The following is a 20188-nucleotide window of genomic DNA, read 5'->3' on the forward strand; positions in this document are numbered from 1 at the left end:
GGTCGTGCTCGGCATCGACGTGGGCACCTCCCACGCTCGCGTCGCGGTCTTCATCGACGGCGTCGCCACCCTCATCCCCATCCCCGGCACCGACGGCGCGGGCCTTCCCTCCGTCATCGCGATGGACAGCGACGGTGAGCTGCGAACCGGCCACGCCGCCCTCATCGAAGCCGCCCGCGATCCCCGCCGCGCCACGCTCGGCCTCAAGCGCCTGCTCGGCCTGCGCGCCCGCTCCCCGCACCTGCGCTGGCTCGGGCCACAGCTCCCCTTCCCCATCGCCACCGACCTTCGCGGCGACGCGGGCGTGGAGCTCGGGGGCCGCGTCGTGAGCCCCGCCCTCTTCACCACGCTGCTCCTGCGCGAACTGCACCAGGCCGCCACCGCGTTCCTCGGCCGCAAGGTGACGCGCGCCGTCCTCTGCGCGCCCTCGCACTTCACCGAACGCCAGCGCGCCGCCCTTCGCGACGCCGCCCTCGATGCCGGCCTCGACGTGCGCCGCGTGCTCACCAACAGCGCCGCCGCCGCGCTCGCGTACGCGCACGGCCGGGGCATGGCCCGAAAGCGCGTCCTCGTCGTGGACCTGGGCGGCGGCGGGCTGGAGGTCTGCGTGGTGCAGGTGACGGGCGACGACCTGGAGGTCATCACCACCGGCGGCGACCCCACCCTGGGCGGCATGGACTTCGATGCCCGCATCGCCGAAGCGCTCGTCAGCGACCTCTCCGAACAGGGCCATCCCCGCCCTGAACACCCGCTCGACTGGCTCCCCCTGCGCGCCATCGCCGAAGCCACCAAGGAGACCCTCTCCACCCAGGACTCCGTGAACGTCGTGCTGCCCTCCGGCCGCGGACCCACCCTCGACCGCGAGCGCATGGAAGCCCTCACCGCCGACCTCGCCCAGCGCGTCGTCGCCGTCACCCGCGACGTGCTCGAATCCAACGCCCTGTCCCCGCAGGGCCTGGACGCCGTGGTGCTCGTGGGCGGACAGGGCCGCTCGCCCCTCGTGCGCCGCCGCCTGGAAGAGAGCCTGGGCGTGCCCGTGCGCGAGGACGTGGACGCGCGCAGCGCCGGGGTGCGCGGCGCCGCGATGCTCGGCCACGCGCTGCTGCTCGCGGAGGTCGGCAAGCCCGCCGCCAGCGTCTCCGAGGTCCTCACCTCCCCCATCGGCATCGCCGAACACTCCGGCACCTTCCGCCGCGTGCTGGAGCGCAACACCCCGCTGCCCACCTCCAAGACGCTGGTGCTGCCCGTGGCCGCGCCCGGTCCGCTGGTGCTCGCCTTCTTCCAGGGCACCGCGCAGGCCTCCGCGGAGAACGAGTGGCTCGGCGCCCTCACCCTCACCGTGGAGCGCCCCGGCGAGGTGGAGGTGCACCTGGAGCTGTCCACCGACGGCACCCTGGCCTTCAGCGCCACCCTGCCCGGCGGCAAGCGTCAACCCGTGACGCTCGCGACCGAGGACCTGGACGACGCCACCCGCGAGGCCCTCGTCGCCCGCTCGCCCTTCCTCACCGAGCCCGAAGCCCGCCCCAGCGGCCTGCTCTCCGGTCTGAAGAAGCTCTTCGGCCGCCGATAGGGCCCTCGGCCCCCCGACTCCTCCTCCAGGGCAGGTGCTGTGTCTGTCCCGGAGGACCCAGCTTCCATTCCAGGTTTCACAGTTCACAGACCGGGAGGAGCCTGGACATGAGAAAGCTTTCGATGATGGCGGGAGTGGTGGCGGCGGGCGTGGGCATCGCGGCCCCGGCCTTCGCGGTGGACGCGACCCAGGTGGGGCGCAGGGTGGGCCTCAACGAACAGGAGGTCGAAGCCGGCCTGGACGTGCGCGTCGGCCTGGGCGGCTTCACCGGCGACCTGGGTGACGAAACGGGGATAGGCGCGCTGTTCGGCATCACCGCCGTCGCCCAGCCCTCGGACCTCGTCGGCGTGGAGGTCGGCTACGAAGGCCAGAGCGTCCCCATCGATGATGCCCGCGTGAGCGGCGGCAACCATATCTGGCGCAACAACGGGACCATCCTGGCCAAGCTGGGCCCCATCGTCGACGAGAAGTGGCACCCGTTCGTCGGCCTGGGCCTGGGCCTGAGCTACCTGGACGCCTCCAGCGGCTCGGAGCCCGTCTTCAGCAACGACTGGCAGACGGAGTTGCCCATGGCCGCGGGCATCGACTACCGCCTGGGCAACTTCTTCGCCGGCGTGCGTGGCACCTACCGCCTCGTCGGCGGCGAAGAGCTGGTCACCGTCCCCGGCACCGACGACGACGCGAAGGGCAGCCTCTTCAACGGCAACATCACCCTGGGCGGCCGCTTCTAGCCCGCCGCCCCCCAAGGGCCCCGCGTCCGCGAAGGGACGCGCTTCACGGCCTCACAGCTCGAAGCGCGTCATCAACACCTCCGGACGCGGGTCCTCCGCCCACGCATCCAGCACCGCTTGCGCGGGCGACCTGCCCGAAGCGGCCACGGCCTCCAGCGGCGCCAGCAGCGGCGCGTCCAGCGGATCCAACCGCAGGAGCCCCCGCTTCGCGATGGCCACCATCTCCCCGGCCAGCCGGTGCAGCTCGTGCGCACCCAGCTTCCCGGCCAGTCCCTCGCGGCGCGCGGTGTCGTGGAAGGACAGGTGTTCGGTGAAGTTCAGCCGGGGCAGCAGCAGTTGCGCCTCGTCCAGCGCCTGGGGGTCATAGAGGATGCCGCGCCAGAGGGCTCCCAGCGCCCCCGTCATCGCCGCGCTGCCACAGTCCGCGCCGCGCACCTCCAGCACCTTCTTCAGCCGCACCTCGGGGAAGAGCGTGGACAGGTGGTCCGTCCAGTCCCCCATGTCCGGCGGCCTGCCCTCGTACCCCTCCTTCAGCAACTGGCGGAAGGTGAGCTCCGGGTGGCGGTACTCGCCGTTGCGCCGCAGGAACAGAAGCGGCGCGTCCAGCGCCCAGTCCACGTACGCCTGATAGGAGAAGGAGCCGTCGAACCAGGACGGCAGGTAGCCGCACCGCGTGGGGTCCACCTCTTCCCAGACGCGGCTGCGGAAGGTCATGTAGCCGGACGGCTTGCCTTCCACGAGCGGGCTGTTGGCGTACAGCGCCACCAGGAGCGGCGACAGGCGCGCCACCGTCACCGTCTTCTTCACGCAGTCCGCTTCGTCGGACCAGTCCAGCGACACCTGCCCGGTGGACGTCATCAACATCATGTTCAGCGCCAGCCGGCCGCGCTTCGGCAGCGTGCGGCGCATCACCTGGTAGCGCGTCTTGGGCATCCACGGCATGTCGCCCGTCGTGCCCACCGGCCGGTAGCCCAGCCCCACCAGCCGCAGGCCCAGCTCCTTCGCCGCCGCCTTCGTCTCCCTCAGGTGCGCCAGGTTCTCCTCGTGCGCCTCGCGCGCCGTGAAGAAGGGGCTGCCGGACAATTCGAACTGGCCGCCCGGCTCCAGCGAGATGGCCGCGATGCCCTTCTGCAGCGCGATGACCGGCGACTGGGGCGTTTCGCGAAAGGGCTCGTAGCCCCCCGGCGCCAGCTTCTCCAGCAGGGCCCCCACCCCGTTCGGCCCCTCATAGGGCACGGGTTGGGCCGACCCCACCGGGTAGATGAACTTCTCGTGCTCCAGCCCGAGCCGGTGCTCGGCCCGGGGCTTCTGCGCCTTGCGGAGCTCTTCCACCAGGGGGGCGGAGGAAGTGAGGGGCTCGGAGGCCACGCGCTTGAGGTCGAGGGACATGAGGGCGCCCTATATAACGGGGCTCGTTTCCCTTGCCCTCATTTGAACGACCCGACCCCATGCGTCCTGTGTCCCCCGTCCCCGTCCTGTCGCCCCGGCCCCGTCTGTCGGATTTCTTCCAGGGGGTGGGGCTGCTCGGTCGCGCCTTCGGGCTGGTGTTCCGCTCGCGCCGGCTGCTGCTGCTGTCCACCGTCTGCGCGGCCATCACCGCCATCGCCCTGGTGGCCCTGGGCGTCCTGCTCTACCGCTACGCCCCCGGCGTCCTGGGCTCGGTCTGGACGCAGCCCGAATCCTGGTATGGCCGCGCCGGCTGGTACACCGTCCTCATCCTGTCCTCCCTGGTCGCCTGGGTGGTGGGCGCCAACGTGGTGCCCCCCCTCCTGCTCACCCCGCTCCAGGACCCGCTGTCGGAGGCCACCGAAGCCGAATGTGGGGAAGCGGACGCCTCCATGTCGCCTGCTTCGTTCCTGCGCGGGATGACGACAGGGCTGTTGCACACGCTCGCGCGCATGGCCCTGCTGTTCTTGGGGCTCCTGCTCCTCCTGCCGCTCAACCTGGTGCCGGGCCTGGGCAGCATCGCGTTCACCGTCCTGGCCAGCCTGTGGACGATGCTCTGGATGGCCGGTGAACACCTGGCCGCCCCAATGACGCGGCACCTCTACCCGTTCTCCCAGGTCCGCCGCATGCTTCGCGAGCGACGGGCCCTGTGCATGGGCTTCGGGGCGGGGGTCTACCTGCTGCTCTGGGTGCCGATCCTCAACACCTTCTTCCTCCCGGTGGCCATCATCGGGGGCACCCTGCTGTACCGGGGCCTGAGGGCCACGGGCGACCTGTCCGCGCCTCCGGACGCGCTTCCCACGCCCGGGAAGCTCTCGCGAGGCCCGGACGGGGCGAAATAAAGGGGGCGGCCGGCTGTCCGTACCCGTGAGGCGATCCGGGAACGCATTGCCTGCGGCAGACGTTCTCGGACGCTAGTGACATGGCCATGCCTTGAAGCACCTGGAAGCCGTGATTAGGCTTGCCCGGCCGCTACCAGGACCCTGGCCAACGCCGAACTGTTCGGATTCACAGGGCTTTTCACGCATCACCCCGGGGTGCCCAGAGTGCCCCAGCTTGGATGAACCGCATGCCGCGTATCTTCCGCCGCATCACCGCCGTCGCCGTTCTGTTGGGGGCCTGGGCATTCGCGGGCAGTGACCGCGCGCCCCTCCCGCTCACCCTGGGAGCGGCACAGGCGGGGCAAGACTCCTGGGATGGCGCCCTGCCGTCCAACGCCAAGAGCGAGAAGGCTCCGCACGACCTCAACAGCCTGCGCGTGCTGACGAAGGTCATCCTCTACGTGAAGGAGAACTACGTCGACCCCAAGCGGGTGAAGCCCAAGGAGATGATGATCGCCTCCCTGGAGTACGTGGAGAAGAGCGTCCCGGACGTGCTCGTCGACGGCAACCCGGAGACGGGCAAGCTCAACGTCAACGTGAACGGCAAGCAGAAGGAGTTCGACATCTCCCACGTCGACTCCCTGTGGAAGATGTCCTTCGCGCTCAAGGACGTCTTCGACTTCCTGTCGAAGAACATGCGTCCCATCGAGGAGACGCGCGACATCGAATACGCGGCCGTCAACGGCATGCTGTCCACGTTGGATCCGCACTCGGTGCTGCTGCGCCCGGAGCTGTACCGGGAGATGAAGCTGTCCACCAAGGGTGAGTTCGGCGGCCTGGGCTTCGTCATCCAGATGAAGGAGGGCAACCTCACCGTGGTGAAGGTGCTGCCCAAGACGCCCGCGGCCAGGGCCGGCATCCAGAAGGACGACCGCATCAAGAAGATCGCGGAGGAGTCCACCGTCAACATGGACCTCAACGAGGCCGTGTCCAAGCTGCGCGGTCCGGTGGACAGCCGCATCACCATCACCGTGGAGCGCGACGGCTGGGACAAGCCCCGCCCCATGACGGTGGCGCGCGCCATGATCTCCATCGAAAGCGTGCAGCACAAGCTGCTCGCGGGCGGCGTGGGCTACGTGCGCCTCAAGAACTTCCAGGGCAACACCACGCGCGACCTGGAGTCCGCGCTGACGGAGATGCGCAAGCAGGCGGACGCCAAGGGCGGCTTCAAGGGCCTGGTGCTGGACATGCGCGGCAACCCGGGCGGCCTGCTGGAGCAGGCCATCCAGGTGTCGGACACGTTCCTGTCCAAGGGCACCATCGTCGCGACCGTGGGCCTCTCCGACAAGCTGCGCGAGGAGAAGCGCGCGCGCATGACGGAGGGCGAGGAGTCCTACCCCATCGCGGTGCTGGTGAACGCCGGCAGCGCTTCCGCTTCTGAAATCGTCGCGGGCGCGCTCAAGAACCTGGACCGCGCGGTCATCATCGGGCGGCAGACCTTCGGCAAGGGCAGCGTGCAGGTGCTCTATGACTTCCCGGACGACAGCGCCCTCAAGCTGACCATCGCCAAGTACCTGACGCCCGGCGACCTCTCCATCCAGGAGGTCGGCATCGTCCCGGACATCCAGCTCATCCCCACGCGCGTCACCGCGGACCGGGTGGACGTGTTCGCGCCCAGGAAGTCCATGGGCGAGGCGGACCTGGATCAGCACTTCGGCAACCCGGACTCCACCACCGTCGCGAAGAAGCGCGAAGAGGTGCTGGACCGCGAGAAGCCGGGCACCAGCCTGAAGTACCTGAAGGTGGACGAGAAGGCCGCCCAGGCCGCCGCGAAGAAGGAAGAGCCCAAGGAGAAGGTCGCGGCCAAGCCCGGCGCCAAGGAGAAGGACAAGAAGGCGCACGGCGAGAATGATCCGCTGCTGGACGTGGATGTCGCGGGCCAGGGCGAGGACCTGGACGACCAGTTGGACGCGGAGTCCCAGGAGGAGATCAAGGAGGACTTCGAGGTGCAGTTCGCCCGCGACTTCGTCCTGCGCGTGCCGGCGGTGAAGCGCACCGAGCAGCTCAAGCAGGGCAAGACGTTCGTGGAGCAGAAGCGCAACGAAGAGGAGCAGCGCATCAACAACGCCATCGCGGCGCTGGGTGTGGACTGGAGCCCGGGTCCGACGCCGAAGAACGTGCTGGTGGACGCCAGCTTCTCGCCGGGCAACGACGCGAAGATCGCCGCCGGTGAGGCGCTCGACATGGTCATCCAGGTGGAGAACAAGGGCACGGAGCCGCTCAAGCGCGTGCGTGGCTGGACGGAGAGCGACAACGCGTTCCTCGACCGCCGCGAGTTCCTCTTCGGCGCCATCGCGCCGGGGGAGAAGAAGTCCTGGAAGGTGCAGGTGCGCCTGCCCAAGGACCTCACCAGCCGCCGCGACGACGTGAAGGTGAAGCTGTTCGACGACAACGGCTCGCTGCGCGACACGCTGGTGTCGGAGCTGTCGTTCGTGGAGCTGCCCCGCCCCACGTTCGCCTTCAACTGGCAGGTGCAGGATGACTGCGCCGAGTGCAACGGCGACGGCGTCGTGCAGCGTGGCGAGGACGTCACGGTGGTGATGGACGTCACCAACACGGGCGCGGGCGCGGCGCTGGATTCGTTCGCGCAGATCAAGAACGGCGGCGACGCGAACGTCTTCATCGAGAAGGGCCGCTTCAAGCTGGGGGAGATCAAGCCCGGCGAGACGAAGACGGCGCGCTTCCAGGTGTCGCTGAAGAAGGGCTTCAAGGGCGACACCTTCCCGCTGAAGCTGGCCATCCTGGACGAGCCCCTGGAGGAGTTCGTGCTGGAGAAGCTCCAGTTGCCCGTGAAGGACGGCCCCGTCGCGACGCTGGAGGCCAAGAAGGGCCTGGTGAAGCTCAACGACAAGGCGGAGCTGTTCGGCGCGCCCACCTCCGACGCCCGGGCCGTGGCGAAGCTGCCGCAGGGCGCGACGCTGGCGCTCGAAGGCGTCACGAAGGGCTACTACAAGGTCGCGCTGGAGAAGGACCGCTTCGCCTTCGTCCGCACGCAGGACGCGAAGGAAGTGAAGGCGGGCAAGGCCGTGGCGCCCAAGACGGTGGCGTGGACCACCACGCACCAGCCGCCGGACATCAAGCTGGACGTGGACCCCTCGCACGGCGGCGTGGTGGTGAACGGCGACAAGTTCACCCTCTCCGGCGCGGTGAAGGACCCCAACGGCCTGCTGGACGTCTACGTGCTGGTCAACGACCAGAAGGTCTACTTCAAGGCCGTGGACCCCAAGGGCGGCGAGCCCAACACGCTGAAGTTCACCGCGGACTTCGCCCTGAAGGAGGGCAACAACAACGTGCTGGTGGTGGCCCGCGAGAGCACCGAGTTCGCCAGCCGCCGCACGCTGGTCATCCGCCGCCGTCCGGCGGAGGTGGCCCAGAAGGTGACGACGCCCGCCGCCGCGGCCACCACGCCGGTGAAGCCGCGCCAGCAGTAGTCCCCGGCCTCCAAGCCGACGCCTGAGCGCCTGAGCAGGGCGGCCTGCTTCCAACAGCCTCCTTCCCCACACGGGAGGAGGCTTCTTGGAGGAGGGCCGCCCGTTTTGTTGACGCTCTACCGAAGGCCGATTTAGGGTCCTCGCAGGTGGGCGCCCGCTTGGCCGGAACGCGTCCCGGAGGCGTGAATCCCCAATGCGGACGTTCAGTCGGTGGCTGGTCCTCGCGACGGCGCTGTCCGGGGCTGCTGCCCACGCGGACGACAATGACCTGCAGATTGCCCGGTTCGGCATCGACAGGTTCGGGCAGGAGAATGGCGCGGCACTGGCCAGCGCGGACTTCCGCGCCTTCGCGCGCACGTTCGGCGCGGTCATCAACTCCGCCAACCTGATGCCCCCCCGCACCACGGGCCACTCGGGCTACTCGTTCAACGCGGAGCTGTCCGTGGTGTCGCTGCCGGACGGGGTCTTCCTGCCCACCGAGCGCGAACAGCCGGGCTCCGTGCTGCTGCCCTCCGTCCATGTCCGCAAGGGCCTGCCCTTCTCGCTGGAGCTGGGCGGCCGCGTGGGCTGGGTGGAGAAGAGCGGCATGGTCACGGCCATGGGCGAGCTGAAGTGGGCCGTCAACGAGGGCTTCACGTACCTGCCGGACGTGGGCGTGCGCCTGCACGTGACGAAGCTCTTCGGCGCGCACGACCTGGACCTCACCACCACGGGCCTGGACATCGGCGTGGGCAAGCAGTTCCCGCTGGGCGGGATGATCACCCTGACGCCCTATGGCGGCCTGGACCTGGCCTTCGTCAGCGCCGCGTCGCGCACGCTCGTCTTCAACCCCAGCCTGACGCTGGAGGAGTCGCAGGACGACGACTCGCGGGCGACCCTCGCCAACGACAACGCGGGCACGTACGCCCGGGTGGCCGCGGGCGACAACCTCACCCCGCGCTTCTACGCGGGCGCGCGCTTCATCGGCGGCGCGCTTCAGTTGGGCGCCGAGTTCTCCGTGACGAGCCTGGGCAGCTTCGACGTGACGGGCGACGCCAGCCGCGACCTGCCCTCCGTCGTCGCCTTCAACACCACGCTGGGCCTGGACTTCTAGGCCCCCACCGCGTCCGGGGCGCGCTCGCGCAAGGCTTCGCGCAGGCGTCCCGGGCGGTTGGTGATGAGGTAGGAGACGCCCAGCTCGCGCAGCTCCCGCGCGCGCTGGGCCTCATCCACCGTCCACGCCGCCACGCTGAGCCCTGCTTCCCGCCACGCGCTCACCCGCTCTGGCGTGCACGCCTCGTGGAACGGGTGCACCGAGTGCGAGGACACCAGCGGGCTCACCACGTACGCCTGGGGCGCCCAGGCCTTGTCCGGGTCGATGAGGAAGCCCCGGCGCAGCGTGGGGGCCACCGCCGCCAGTCGGAAGAGGCACAGCGGGTTGAAGCTGGAGAGCACCACGCGGCTGGAGAGGTCGCGCTCGGCCACCAGCCGGGCCACGCTCGCGGCCAGCCCGCCGTCACCGAAGTGGTCGCACTTGAGCTCGATGTTCACGAGGAAGTGCGCCGGCAGCGCGTCCAGCACGTCCTCCAGGAGCGGGATGCGCGCGGGGGCGTACCCCAGGGACGAGCCCACGTCGGCCCGGCGCAGCTTCCACCAGGGCGTGGTGCGCACCTCCCAGGGCAGTCCGGCCAGCCGCTCCAGGCGCTCGTCGTGGCACACCACCACCTCGCCGGAGCCGCACACCATGGCGTCCAACTCCACCCCGTCGGCGCCCTGGCGCACGGCCTCCGTGAAGGCCTCCAGGGTGTTTTCGGGGGCATCGGCGCTGGCACCACGGTGAGCGAGCAGGAGCATGGGCGCGCAGTCTGCGCTGGAACCGAGCGCCAGGGCAGCGCCGTGGACGGCCGGGCGTCCGGGGGTGGACGTGCGCCCAACTTGCCTCCCGGGAGGGTTTATTGCAGTGTCCGGAGCATGCTGGGTGCTGGAGAATTCATCGTCCTCGGCTTCGTCCTGCTGGTGGTCTTCTCGGCCGCACGGATGGGGCAGTTGGGCAACGCGATGGGCAAGTTCGTCTACTCCTTCCGCAAGGCGTCGCGCGGACAGGACCTGGTGGACGTGAAGACCCTGCCCGGCTCGCGCCGGGGCAGCACCGACGCGGACTTCACCGAGCCTCCCAAGGACCGCCGCGCCTAGCCGCGCCTCAGAACTCCTCGCCGTCCGGTAGCACCAGGGGACCGGGCGGGGTGCCGGGCGCCGGCTCCAGCAGCAGGCGCGCGGCCTGTTGTCGCAGGGCGGGGAGCAGGCCCGCGTCCGCCACCAGCTCGCGCAGGTCCGCGGCGTTGAGCAGCGGGACGATCTTCGCGCCCACTTCCGGCGGCAGGTACGGGTTGAAGACGAGCGCGCGACGCACGGCGTGCCGCACCGACCAGCGCGAGGCCTTCCAGATTTCGACCAGCGGCTCCGGGCGTGCGGGCCTTCGCGCGGCGATGCGCACCACCAGCGGTTCGGTGAGGCGGGGGTTGATCAGCACGTTGCGCAGCACGGCCGGATTGCTGACGGTGGCCAGCCGCGACAGCACGTCCGGGTCCCGCGTCATGCGGGCCTGCTGCTTCAAGTGGCCCAGGGACTGGTTGGCCGCGAGCGCATCCGCGCGGGCCGCCGCGTCCGCGTCCAGTTCCTTGCGCGCGGGCCCTTGGGCGAAGAGGTCCGCCACGGCCTCCAGGGACTGCACGTGCGCCATGCGCCGGAGCGCGTCCACGTGGGGGATGTGCTCGGCCTCCTGGTCCAGGGCGGCCATGAAGTCCGACAGCACGCAGGTGGCGGGGGCCTGGCCGGCGCGGGCCAGGGACAGCAGGTGGCCGATGAGCTCGTTCGTGTCGAACGGCTCACGCCGGGCCAGCTCGCGAGCGGCGGCCTTGCGGCGCACCGTCGCGCCTCCGCCCAGGGCGTGCATGTTGCGCGCGAGCGCGCGGGCCTCCTCCAGGGTGGACATGGCGCCTTACTCCCCCGTGCGGTCCGCCGTGGGCGCGGAGGGCGCGGGCTCCAGCGTCACCTCCAGACGGAAGCCAGCGAGGTCCGCGGGGTACTCCTGGAACACCACCAGGAAGGGCACCTTGCCGCCCGGAGGCACCGGCAGCGAGGCCGCGTCCAGGCGCTGGCGCAGGGCGGTGGCGGCCTCCGCGTTCGTGACGGCGTAGAGGTCCTCCGGGGTGGCCAGCGCGCCCGCGAGCCCCTCGGTGGAGCGAACCCGCTGGTCCCCGTCGAAGAGGGCGGCGCGCACGCGCACGGACGCGGCGGCGCCGGTGCGGTTCTCCGCCTCCCCGCGTACGACGAAGAGCATGTGGCCATCGCGCGTGGCGTACAGGCCGTTGGACACGTCGCTCGCGGTGAACGGGTGGGACGGCGGCATCACCAGCGTGCGCAGCCGCTCCGGGGACAGGGTGGAGGCGTCCACCTGTCCATCGCGCAGGTACACGATGCCCAGGGCGCCCAGGGCCACCACCAGCAAGGTGGCGACGGTGAGGTTGACGACGAAGCCCGTGAGCTTCCGCGCGCGGCCGGGCAGCCGGCGCTGGGGCATGCCCACGTCCTCCAGCCGTGCCGAGGGCTTGGTCACCGTGACGGCGGGCCCTCCGCGCATGGAGGCCAGGTCCACCACCTCGCGGCGGGGCGTGGTGATCTTGAAGGGGTCGCCGTCGTCGTACGCCGGCATTTCACCCAGCAAGGAGACGCCGTCCGCGTCCGGTGCGGCCTGGGTGGGAACGTCCCCCAGCAGCGCGGCACGGCCGGTGTCCGAGGCGGCCATCCCCTCTTCCCCGGAGGCGCCGCCACCGGAGAAGTCGAACAGGTCGCCCATCGCATCCGAGGGGGCGGCGGGCGGCGGGTCCTCGGGAGCGGACAGGTCCGCGGACGGCGCGGCCATGTCGATGGACGCGAACGGATCCTCGGACTCGTAGTTGGGCGCCGGCGCGGCGGGCGCGGGAGGGAGCGCCCCTCTTGGCGAGGCTGTCACGACGGTGTTCGCGGCCGGGGGCGCGGCAACGGGAGCGTCGTCCAGCGAGAAGTCGAAGAGCGGGTCGGGGGTGGCGGCAGGGACAGCAGCCGCGACCGGAGCGGGACGGCCTGCGGGCGAAGGCCCGGTCCGGGGCTGCGCGGAGGCACCGGCCCTGGCACCCGAAGACGGCGCGGAAGCGCCAGGCCCAGGAGGACGTGCGGAAGGTCCCGCCGGGAACGCCCCAGGCCCCGAAGGGCGCGCGGAAGGTTCCCCCAGGGAGCCATCCAACCCCACCGGAGCGGAGGAAGCCCCGAAGGCGCCAGGCCCCGAAGGCGCAGTGGAAGGTCCGGCCCCGAAAGCGCCAGGACCCGACGGCGGCACGGGAGCGCCCGCGCTGGGACGCAGCGCGCCCGGAGGCCCCGCCGCGAACGCGCCCGGAGGTGCGGTCCGGGGAGCCGGAGCCGGGGGCGCGAAGGCTCCGGGAGGCACCGACCGGAGGCCCGTGACCGAGGGCCTGGGGGGAGCACCGGGGCTCGCCGAGGCCACCGGCCGGGGTGCCGGCGCCGGGGAAGCGACGGGCGGAGCGCTGGCCGGCGCGGGCAAAGGTCCAACATCGGACATGAAGTCCGCGAACGGATCCTCCTCGTTCAGCCCGGAAAGGTTCACCGGGGGAGCCACCGGAGCGGGGGCCACCTGCCGCCGGGCCGCGACGCCAGGAGGCGGCATGGGCGCATCGAAGGGCGTCAGCGGCCCCCCGGCACCTGACGTGGCGGGAGCCCGCACGGGAGCCGCTGGCGCGTCGTCCAGGTCGATGTCCACATCCACATCACCCCAGGAGCGCGCGGGGGACGGCTTCGCTCCGGGCGCGCCAGGGCCGCCGGGCGCGTAGTAGGCCGGGCCCGGACGGGTGACCTCCCCCGTGGGCTCGGGGGCATCACCGAACGCCTGGAACGGGTCCGCCTGCTCGGCCGGAGCTGGAGCTGGCAGGGGGGCCCTCAGGTCGGGCGCGGGCTCGCGCGCCACCCGAAAGGTGTTCTGGCATTTGGTGCAGCGGACCTTGACCCCCTTTTCCGTCACCTTCTCGTCGGGGATCTTGAACCGCGTCTGGCACTGTTCGCACTGGACGATCATGAGGTAGGGCCGGGGGGAGTTGGAGCATAGGCCCACCAGGAGGGCACGGCGAGTTGGTCCCGGGTAACTTGCTCGCTTCGAACCCCTTTGATACGAGGTTCGCCCCTTTGGAACTCAAGTAGTAAACCAGTAAATGCCAAGGCGCAGCCGGGGTCGGAGACGACAGACATGAGCGAGGCCGAGCAAGCAGGCGCTCCCAGCAGCAAGGAGCCGAAGATCATCAAGCGCTACACGAACCGGAAACTCTACGACACCGTGGAGAGCCGGTACGTCACCCTTGATGAAATCGCCGCGATGATCAAGGAGGGAACCGAGGTGCGGATTGTCGATAACCGCACGAAGGAAGACCTGACCTCGGTCACCCTGGCCCAGATCATCTTCGAGGAGGAGAAGAAGAAGAACCAGATGCCGCTGTCGGTGCTGCGGGAGATCATCCGCCACCCCGGCGAGTCCATTTCCGGGTTCATCCAGAAGGAAGTCACGCCGCGCGTGGCCTCCATCCGCGAGGAAGCCGAGCAGCGGCTGGACAAGCTGCTGCGCCGCGAGGACGGCTCTCCGGAAACCACCCCGGACCCCGCCGCCGTCGCCCCCGCGCCCACTCCGGGCACGCCGTCGGCGGAGGCCACCGCGAGCCTCAACCCCGCGGAGCTGCTCAAGGCCAGCCAGCGCGCCTTCGAGGACTTCCAGCGCCGCATGGATGAGCGCGTGAAGCAGGTCGTGGAGAACCTCACCGGCAACCTCCCCGCCCTGGGCCGCGACATGCAGGCGCTCACGCAGCGGCTGGAAGAGCTGGAGAAGAAGCTCGACGCCGCGGAGAAGGCCGACAAGAAGGACTCCGGCGCCGCCTAGGCGTGGAGTGAAGTCCCGGTCGCCCGGCGCGAACTCAACCGCCGGGCGCCGCTCAGGCCACCTTCCGGGGGACCCGCTTCCGCTTCGTCGGGGCGGGCCCGCCGTGGATCTCCGCCGCGATGGCCGCGAGCATCTTCGCGCCCGGGCTCTGGGGTGCGTACTCCCAGACCGTCTTGCCGTGGCTCTGGGCCTCGTCCACCTTGACGTTGTAGCCCAGCGGCGTGGCCGCGAGGGCGTCCGGGAAGTACGCCTTCAGCCGTTCCAGGATGGCCGTCGCCAGCGCCGTCTTGCGGTACAGCGTGGGCACCACCTTGGTGACGCGCAGGTCCGGGCGTCCCTCGGACTCGCCCACCTGGCGCACCGTCTCCGCCAGCTCCGCGCACCCGTCCAGCGCCAGGTACGTCAGCGCCACCGGCACCACCACCTCCGTGGCCGCCACCAGGATGTTGCGCGTGGTGAGCCCCATGGAGGGAGGCGCGTCGAACAGCACGACGTCATAGCCGGCGGCTTCCGCCTCCCGCATCCGATCCGCCAGCCGGTGCGCCCGGCGCGGATCCTGCGCGACCACCACCGGGAAGTCCGCCATCTCCTTGTACGCGGGCACCACGTCCAGCCCGGACACGCCCGTCGGCTGAATCACGGACGCGAGCGTCACGCCCGGGTCCGTGAGCAGGTGGAAGACGTTCGCAGGCAGCGTGCGCACGTCCAGGCCCAGCGACTTGCCCGCGTGGCCCTGCGTGTCCAGGTCCACCAGCAGCACGCGGCAGTGCTTCGTCAGCGCGAGCCAGGCGGCGGTGTTCACCGCCAGCGTCGTCTTGCACGTGCCGCCCTTCTCGTTGATGAACGCGATTCGCCGCATGGCCATGGCCCCGGAAGGCGGGTGCTACTTCTTCTTCGGGTTGGACGTCGCGTGCTCCACGAGCGTGTCCACCTTGCCCTCGACGGAGGAGAGCAGCCGCTCCAGATCATCCACCTTCGAGCGCAACTGCTCCAGGTCCGCGGTGGACGGCAGGTTCATGGCCGACAGCGCCGTGCGCAGCGCGGTGTCCAGCGTGCCCTTGGCCGCGAGCGAGCGCGACACCAGCGACTGCACCGCCGCCACGAACTTCTCGTTGGAGAGCAACTGCTGCGCGAGCTTGCCCACGCGCTCCTCGCCCGTCTCCACGAGCATCTTCATCATCGGATTGTTCTTGAGCATGGCTTGAAACCGTTCAGGTCCAGGCCCGCCGCCGGGCTTCGGCCCCCGGGGACAGGCGGGACGTCGGGAAAAGGACGCCGCACTCTGGGAGGGGCCAACGCGACGTGTCAAGCAGGGGAACAATGGGTGTTTCCCGTCGTGGACTCTCGTTGACTCTCCAGGGGGCCATCCCTACGGTTCGCGCGCCCTTATGCCCGGACTGCTCGACAAACGTCTCTGGATCGTCTCCGGCAAGGGGGGCGTGGGAAAGACCACCGTCGCCGCCGCGCTGGCCCTGGCCTCCGTGCGCGCCGGGCGCCGTACCCTGGTGTGCGAGGTCAACACGCAGGAGCGCGTCAGCCGCTTCCTGGAGCTGCCCGAAGCCGGCCCGGAGGTGAAGAAGCTGGAGGAGAACCTCTGGGCGGTGGACGTGCGCCCCCAGGAGTCCATGCGCGAGTACGGCCTGATGGTCCTGCGCTTCGAGACCCTCTACAAGACGGTCTTCGAGAACCGGCTGGTGCGCTACTTCCTGCGCTTCATCCCGTCGCTCCAGGAACTCGTCCTGCTGGGGAAGATCCTCTTCCACCTCCAGGAGAAGCTGCCGGATGGCCGCTGGAAGTACGACACGGTGGTGCTGGACGCGCCCGCCACCGGCCACGCCATCTCCTTCCTGAACGTGCCGCAGGTGCTCCTGCAGACGGTGCCGCCGGGACCGATGACGCGCGAGGCGCTGAAGATGCGCGACCTGCTGGTGGATCCCAGCGTCACCGCCGCGGTGCTGGTGGCGCTGCCGGAGGAGATGCCGGTGAACGAGGCGCTGGAGCTGCACAGCGCGCTGCGCGACCGGGTGCACATCCGCACGCACGCGGCGGTGCTCAACCAGGCGTTTCCGCAGCGCTTCACGGAAGCCGACCTGGAAGCGCTCTCGGGCTGTCCGGAGCTGCAGGCGGTGGCGAAGGCGCACCACGACCGGGCCTCGCAGGCGGTGCTCGCGGGGACGAAGCTGGAGCGCAACCTCCACGCGCCGGTGTACACGGTGCCGAGACTGTTCGTGCCGCGCTTCGGACGGGACGCGGTGGAGACGGTGATGGGCCATCTGCAGACGCTGGTGACGGGAGGCGCGGGAGCATGACGGCGCTGCAAGCGGCGCTCGCGAACAAGCGCGTGCTCATCTGCGTGGGCTCGGGTGGCGTGGGCAAGACGACGGTGGCGGCGACGCTCGCCCTGCGCGCGGCGGTGGATGGCCGTCCGAGCATCGTGTGCACCATCGACCCGGCGAAGCGCCTGGCCAACTCGCTGGGCCTGTCCGGCCTGGGCAACACGGAAGCCGAAGTGCCAGCCTCCGTGCTGGAGCCGCTGGGCGTGCACCCCAAGGCGGCGCTGCACGCGATGATGCTGGACATGAAGGCCACCTGGGATGACCTCATCACCCGCGTGGCACCGCCTGATCAGCGCGAGCGCATCTTCGCCAACCGCTTCTACCAGTCCCTCTCCACGGCCCTGGCGGGCAGCCAGGAATACATCGCCATGGAGAAGGTGTGGGACCTGCGCCGCAGCAAGGACTACGAGCTGGTGGTGCTGGACACGCCGCCCACCGCGCACGCGCTGGACTTCCTGGACGCGCCCAACCGGGTGCTGGACTTCCTGGACAACGAAGCGGCCAAGTGGCTCCTCACGCCCGCGCTGAAGGCGGGCAAGGTGGGCCTGTCGCTCTTCAACCTGGGCGGCAGCTACGTGACGCGCGCGCTGTCGCGATTCACCGGCACGGAGATGCTCCAGGAGCTGTCCTCCTTCATGGTGACGCTCTCCTCCATGAACGAGGGCTTCCGCGAACGGGCGCGCGGCGTGCGCGAACTGCTGGAGGACAAGACGACGGGGTTCGTGTTGGTGACGAGCCCCAACCCGGAGCGCCTGGACGAGGCCATCCACTTCCACGGTCTGCTCAAGCAGAACCGCATGGAGATGACGGCCATCGTGGTGAACCGCGTGCACCCGGTGCCCACGCCGGGGTTGTGGAAGGACGCAGCCTCGCTGACGCCCACGCGGCGCGCGAAGGTGGAGGAGACGCTGCGCGAGCTTCAGGTGCTCGCCCAGCAGGACCTGGAAGGCATGGCGCAACTGCGCGCGGCCTGTCCGGGCACGCCCCTCATCCAGGTGCCCCGCTTCGGGCTGGACGTGCACGACCTCACCGCACTGTGGAACACCGGACGCTATCTGTTGGGCGACGACGTCCTCGTCTGAGCACCCTCCCCCACCGCGCGTGGCCCCGTCCCACCAGAGATTCTGGGGGATGTCTCCGGCGGATATTTCCGGCGGCATTCCCAGCAGGCGGGCGACGCGCAGCGCGGGGACGCGCCTCGCATTAGACTGGCCCACCCCGAAGGCAGGCGGTGGAACGCCTGGGGAACCCACCGGGTCTCCGGGATGTCGATGTCTGGCAAGCCACGGTGGGACGGGCGGACTCCGGAAGGAAGCAGGCGCATGGACGGCATGAAGCGGATGGATGCAACCGGAGGCGCCCGGCGGTGGCTGGGGTGGGGCGCGCTGGCCCTGGGACTTGCGCTCACGGGCTGCCGCACGACGGGCACCGCGGCGAAGCCGGACGCGGCCCAGACGAAACAGGTGGTGGAGTTCGACCCCGTGACGGTGACGGCGGACCTGGAGCTGGACCGCCTCAACGACGAGGAGCTCTTCGCGGGCGGCACCTCAGCCTTCGCGGCCAACGACTTCAAGCAGGCGGCGCGCTACTTCGGCCGGCTCGTGGACTTCCACCCCAACAGCCCGCATCGCCGGCAGGCGCTCTACAACGCAGGGCTCTCCCACCAGCGCCTCAAGGAATGGGATGACGCCTACGGGCGCTTCTCCGAACTGGCGGAGCCTGCGAAGGGCCAGGGCGACGCGCTGGAGGCATCCTTCCGCGTGGCGGAGACGCTCTACCATCTGGAGCGCTACGACGAAGCCACCCGGATGCTCTCCACGCTGGTGGCGCGCGACGACCTTCCCGCGGGCCGCCGCATCGAGGCCCAGGTGCAGCAGGGCATCTGCCAGGTGGAATCCGGCAAGACGGACGACGCGGAGGCCACGCTGCGCAAGGCCCTGAGCGCCTACGACGCCCTGCCAGACAAGGCGGAGGTGGAGGACTACTTCCCCGCGCAGGCGCACTTCTTCGTCGGAGAAATCTACCGGCTGCACTACGAGGCCGTGAAGCTGGAGGCCAGCCGGGGCAGCGACGGGCTGGCGCAGGACCTCAACTACAAGGCGGAGCTGCTGCTGTCCGCACAGGGCCACTACCTGCGCTCCATCCGCGTGGGCAACGGCTACTGGGCCACCGCCGCGGGCGCGCAGATTGGCGCCCTCTACGAGAACCTCTACGAGCACATGGTGCACTCGCCCACGCCCCCGGAGCTCAACGCCGAGGAGGCGGGCATCTACCGCCAGGAGCTGCGCAAGAAGATCCGCGTGCTGCTCACCAAGTCCATCAACATCTACGAGCGCACCCTGGAGGCCGCCGAGCGCATCGGTTCGCAGAGCGCCTTCGTGGACCGCACGCGCCAGAGCCTGGAGAAGGTGAAGAGGCTGCTGCTCGCGGACGCGGACGGCGAAGGCACCCCGCTCCCCGAAGACGCCTCCACCGCGCCGCACTCCTGAGCGGTCGTCCCGAGCCCCCGGCCTGACGGGGGCCCGCTGGGCACGAGGCCCTCCGGGGGCGTAGCCTCGCGGTCCACCGCCCATGGAACCGCTCTTCACCCCCGAACAGCTCGCTGAAATCCACGCCTACCACCAGCCCCACTACATCCGCGCGGCGGTGGATCCGCTGGTGCACGTGGCGCTGGTGGTGTTGCTGCTGGCCGTGCTCGTGCGCCCCGTGTACCGGGGGGCCACGGCGGCGGCGGCGGCCCTGGAGCGCAGGTTCGGGTTCCTTCGCACGGCGCCGGTGAGCCGCGCCTTCTTCACGGCCATGGACCGGCTGTGGGGCGAGTCCGGATGGGGCGCCGCCATCTTCTTCGCCCTCTTCATCGACCTGGCCACCCAGGTGCTCTACGCCCCCGCGAACGTCTGGTTCTACTACGTGCTGGAACACCAGTACGGCATGTCCAACCTCACGCCGCTGAGCTTCGCGTGGATCTGGTTCAAGGCCATCGTCGTGGCCGCGCTCGCGCTGACCGCGCTCGTCGTCGGCATGTATGGCCTGGCCCGCCGCGTGCGCCGCTGGTGGCTGGTGCTGGGCGTGCCGGTGGCGCTGCTGATGTTGGTGGCGGCGGCGTTGGATCCGTACCGCGCCCGCCTCTACTTCGACCAGGCGCCCCTTGAAGAAGGTCCGCTGCGCTCGCGCATCACCGAGCTGATGCGCAAGGCGGACATCCCCTTCTCCGACGTGTTGGTGGAGAAGACGTCCGTGACGTCCAAGCGCGTGCAGGCGTACTTCGCCGGCCAGGGCCCCACCCGCACCATCGTCCTCAACGACGTCATCGTGAAGGAGCTCTCCGAGGACGAAGTGCTCGCCGCCGTGGCGCACGAGGCGGGACACGTCAACGAGGCCCGCTGGCCCGGCCGCATCGCCTCATCGCTCGCACTGGTGGCCCTGCTCTTCCTCATCGACCAGGTGCAGCGCCTCTCCGCCCGCCGGGGCTGGTGGGGTGTCCAACGAACGGGCGACATCCGCACCCTGCCCCTGGTGTCGTTCCTCGTCTTCCTCTTGTTCAACCTCGCGGCCCCCATCTCCGGGGCCCTCTCGCGCGAACGGGAACGCGAGGCGGACCGCTACGGCCTCCGACTCACCGGAGACCGCGAGGCCTTCCGCCGCATGCTGGTGAAGGCCGCGCGGGTGAACAAGATGGACCCCAATCCTCCCCGCTGGCTCGTCCTCCGGGGCATGAGCCATCCCCCCATGGGGGAACGGATCTCCGCGCTCGACGTGCCCTGACCTGCGGGTGCTGCATCAAGAAGCTGCCGGTGGATGGGCCCCCCACTCCACTACATCCCCCTCGCCAACCAGGCC

17 protein-coding genes and 1 pseudogene are annotated in these 20188 nt (G+C 70.3%); 11 read left to right on the forward strand and 7 right to left on the reverse strand.

Features of this window, described 5'->3' with window-relative positions:
* On the forward strand, nt 1-1570 hold a 1570-nt coding region (locus tag D7V88_RS23500; RefSeq protein ID WP_244238339.1), incomplete at its 5' end, for an Hsp70 family protein.
* Nucleotides 1571-1677: 107 nt separating this feature from the next.
* Nucleotides 1678-2301, forward strand: coding sequence for a hypothetical protein (locus tag D7V88_RS23505; RefSeq protein ID WP_120542888.1), 624 nt, complete (start codon nt 1678-1680; stop codon nt 2299-2301).
* A 51-nt stretch (nt 2302-2352) separates the two neighbouring features.
* On the opposite strand, the gene D7V88_RS23510 is transcribed toward D7V88_RS23505, so the two are convergent.
* Nucleotides 2353-3690: a glutamate--cysteine ligase gene (locus D7V88_RS23510; protein ID WP_120542889.1), complete on the reverse strand. Its 1338-nt coding sequence runs from the start codon at nt 3688-3690 to the stop codon at nt 2353-2355.
* Nucleotides 3691-3749: 59 nt separating this feature from the next.
* Between D7V88_RS23510 and D7V88_RS23515 the strand changes: the two genes are divergently transcribed.
* The 3 genes from D7V88_RS23515 to D7V88_RS23525 all read left to right on the forward strand — a co-directional run bounded on the left by D7V88_RS23515 (nt 3750) and on the right by D7V88_RS23525 (nt 9152).
* Complete coding sequence (locus tag D7V88_RS23515) at nt 3750-4589, forward strand: EI24 domain-containing protein (protein ID WP_120542890.1); 840 nt, start codon at nt 3750-3752, stop codon at nt 4587-4589.
* 218 nt (nt 4590-4807) lie between these two features.
* Nucleotides 4808-8059, forward strand: a complete 3252-nt coding sequence (locus D7V88_RS23520; protein WP_120542891.1) for an MXAN_5808 family serine peptidase — start codon at nt 4808-4810, stop codon at nt 8057-8059.
* A gap of 193 nt (nt 8060-8252) precedes the next feature.
* Complete coding sequence (locus D7V88_RS23525) at nt 8253-9152, forward strand: hypothetical protein (RefSeq protein ID WP_120542892.1); 900 nt, start codon at nt 8253-8255, stop codon at nt 9150-9152.
* On the opposite strand, the gene D7V88_RS23530 is transcribed toward D7V88_RS23525, so the two are convergent.
* Complete coding sequence (locus tag D7V88_RS23530; RefSeq protein WP_120542893.1) at nt 9149-9892, reverse strand: glycerophosphodiester phosphodiesterase; 744 nt, start codon at nt 9890-9892, stop codon at nt 9149-9151. The two genes, D7V88_RS23525 and D7V88_RS23530, sit on opposite strands and share 4 nt — an antisense overlap.
* Before the next feature lie 117 nt (nt 9893-10009).
* On the opposite strand from D7V88_RS23530, the gene D7V88_RS23535 reads away from it, so the two are divergent.
* Nucleotides 10010-10231: a twin-arginine translocase TatA/TatE family subunit gene (locus tag D7V88_RS23535; protein WP_120542894.1), complete on the forward strand. Its 222-nt coding sequence runs from the start codon at nt 10010-10012 to the stop codon at nt 10229-10231.
* Nucleotides 10232-10238: 7 nt separating this feature from the next.
* Here D7V88_RS23535 and D7V88_RS23540 read toward each other — a convergent pair whose 3' ends face one another.
* The 3 genes and pseudogenes from D7V88_RS23540 to D7V88_RS45545 all read right to left on the reverse strand — a co-directional run.
* Entirely contained in the window at nt 10239-11030 is a 792-nt protein-coding gene (locus D7V88_RS23540; protein ID WP_120542895.1) for a hypothetical protein, read from the reverse strand.
* 6 nt (nt 11031-11036) lie between these two features.
* Nucleotides 11037-12050, reverse strand: coding sequence for a DUF3426 domain-containing protein (locus tag D7V88_RS44620; protein WP_244238340.1), 1014 nt, complete (start codon nt 12048-12050; stop codon nt 11037-11039).
* Nucleotides 12051-13064: 1014 nt separating this feature from the next.
* Nucleotides 13065-13163 (reverse strand): annotated as a pseudogene (locus tag D7V88_RS45545) (zinc-ribbon domain-containing protein); the annotation flags it as partial.
* A gap of 168 nt (nt 13164-13331) precedes the next feature.
* On the opposite strand from D7V88_RS45545, the gene D7V88_RS23550 reads away from it, so the two are divergent.
* Nucleotides 13332-14012: a polyhydroxyalkanoate synthesis regulator DNA-binding domain-containing protein gene (locus D7V88_RS23550; protein WP_120542897.1), complete on the forward strand. Its 681-nt coding sequence runs from the start codon at nt 13332-13334 to the stop codon at nt 14010-14012.
* A gap of 52 nt (nt 14013-14064) precedes the next feature.
* On the opposite strand, the gene D7V88_RS23555 is transcribed toward D7V88_RS23550, so the two are convergent.
* Both D7V88_RS23555 and D7V88_RS23560 read right to left on the reverse strand, forming a co-directional pair.
* Nucleotides 14065-14871 carry a ParA family protein gene (locus tag D7V88_RS23555; RefSeq protein ID WP_120542903.1) on the reverse strand — a complete coding sequence of 269 codons (807 nt, stop codon included), beginning with the start codon at nt 14869-14871 and terminating at the stop codon, nt 14065-14067.
* A gap of 24 nt (nt 14872-14895) precedes the next feature.
* On the reverse strand, nt 14896-15210 hold the full coding sequence (locus tag D7V88_RS23560) for a hypothetical protein (protein WP_120542898.1): 315 nt from the start codon (nt 15208-15210) through the stop codon (nt 14896-14898).
* A 190-nt stretch (nt 15211-15400) separates the two neighbouring features.
* Here D7V88_RS23560 and D7V88_RS23565 point away from each other — a divergent pair, with 190 nt between their 5' ends.
* The 4 genes from D7V88_RS23565 to D7V88_RS23580 all read left to right on the forward strand — a co-directional run bounded on the left by D7V88_RS23565 (nt 15401) and on the right by D7V88_RS23580 (nt 20113).
* A complete protein-coding gene (locus D7V88_RS23565; RefSeq protein ID WP_120542899.1) occupies nt 15401-16321 on the forward strand; it encodes an ArsA family ATPase in 921 nt (306 codons plus the stop codon).
* Nucleotides 16318-17430, forward strand: a complete 1113-nt coding sequence (locus tag D7V88_RS23570; protein WP_120542900.1) for an ArsA family ATPase — start codon at nt 16318-16320, stop codon at nt 17428-17430. Before D7V88_RS23565 ends, D7V88_RS23570 begins: the two co-directional genes overlap by 4 nt.
* A gap of 240 nt (nt 17431-17670) precedes the next feature.
* A complete protein-coding gene (locus D7V88_RS23575; protein WP_372241109.1) occupies nt 17671-18837 on the forward strand; it encodes a tetratricopeptide repeat protein in 1167 nt (388 codons plus the stop codon).
* Between the two features lie 82 nt (nt 18838-18919).
* Complete coding sequence (locus tag D7V88_RS23580) at nt 18920-20113, forward strand: M48 family metalloprotease (protein ID WP_120542901.1); 1194 nt, start codon at nt 18920-18922, stop codon at nt 20111-20113.
* Nucleotides 20114-20188: the final 75 nt, after the last annotated feature.

The organism is Corallococcus terminator, assembly GCF_003611635.1.
GTDB classification, from domain to species: domain Bacteria; phylum Myxococcota; class Myxococcia; order Myxococcales; family Myxococcaceae; genus Corallococcus; species Corallococcus terminator.

Excerpts from the sequence above, each read along its gene's own strand:
- D7V88_RS23550 (WP_120542897.1), top strand. The coding sequence starts at position 13,332 with ATGAGCGAGGCCGAGCAAGCAGGCGCTCCCAGCAGCAAGGAGCCGAAG.
- D7V88_RS23510 (WP_120542889.1), bottom strand. The coding sequence starts at position 3,690 with ATGTCCCTCGACCTCAAGCGCGTGGCCTCCGAGCCCCTCACTTCCTCC.
- D7V88_RS23570 (WP_120542900.1), top strand. The coding sequence starts at position 16,318 with ATGACGGCGCTGCAAGCGGCGCTCGCGAACAAGCGCGTGCTCATCTGC.
- D7V88_RS23520 (WP_120542891.1), top strand. The coding sequence starts at position 4,808 with ATGAACCGCATGCCGCGTATCTTCCGCCGCATCACCGCCGTCGCCGTT.
- D7V88_RS23555 (WP_120542903.1), bottom strand. The coding sequence starts at position 14,871 with ATGCGGCGAATCGCGTTCATCAACGAGAAGGGCGGCACGTGCAAGACG.
- D7V88_RS23505 (WP_120542888.1), top strand. The coding sequence starts at position 1,678 with ATGAGAAAGCTTTCGATGATGGCGGGAGTGGTGGCGGCGGGCGTGGGC.
- D7V88_RS23540 (WP_120542895.1), bottom strand. The coding sequence starts at position 11,030 with ATGTCCACCCTGGAGGAGGCCCGCGCGCTCGCGCGCAACATGCACGCC.
- D7V88_RS23565 (WP_120542899.1), top strand. The coding sequence starts at position 15,401 with ATGCCCGGACTGCTCGACAAACGTCTCTGGATCGTCTCCGGCAAGGGG.
- D7V88_RS23535 (WP_120542894.1), top strand. The coding sequence starts at position 10,010 with ATGCTGGGTGCTGGAGAATTCATCGTCCTCGGCTTCGTCCTGCTGGTG.
- D7V88_RS23530 (WP_120542893.1), bottom strand. The coding sequence starts at position 9,892 with ATGCTCCTGCTCGCTCACCGTGGTGCCAGCGCCGATGCCCCCGAAAAC.
- D7V88_RS23525 (WP_120542892.1), top strand. The coding sequence starts at position 8,253 with ATGCGGACGTTCAGTCGGTGGCTGGTCCTCGCGACGGCGCTGTCCGGG.
- D7V88_RS23580 (WP_120542901.1), top strand. The coding sequence starts at position 18,920 with ATGGAACCGCTCTTCACCCCCGAACAGCTCGCTGAAATCCACGCCTAC.
- D7V88_RS23560 (WP_120542898.1), bottom strand. The coding sequence starts at position 15,210 with ATGCTCAAGAACAATCCGATGATGAAGATGCTCGTGGAGACGGGCGAG.
- D7V88_RS23515 (WP_120542890.1), top strand. The coding sequence starts at position 3,750 with ATGCGTCCTGTGTCCCCCGTCCCCGTCCTGTCGCCCCGGCCCCGTCTG.
- D7V88_RS23575 (WP_372241109.1), top strand. The coding sequence starts at position 17,671 with ATGGACGGCATGAAGCGGATGGATGCAACCGGAGGCGCCCGGCGGTGG.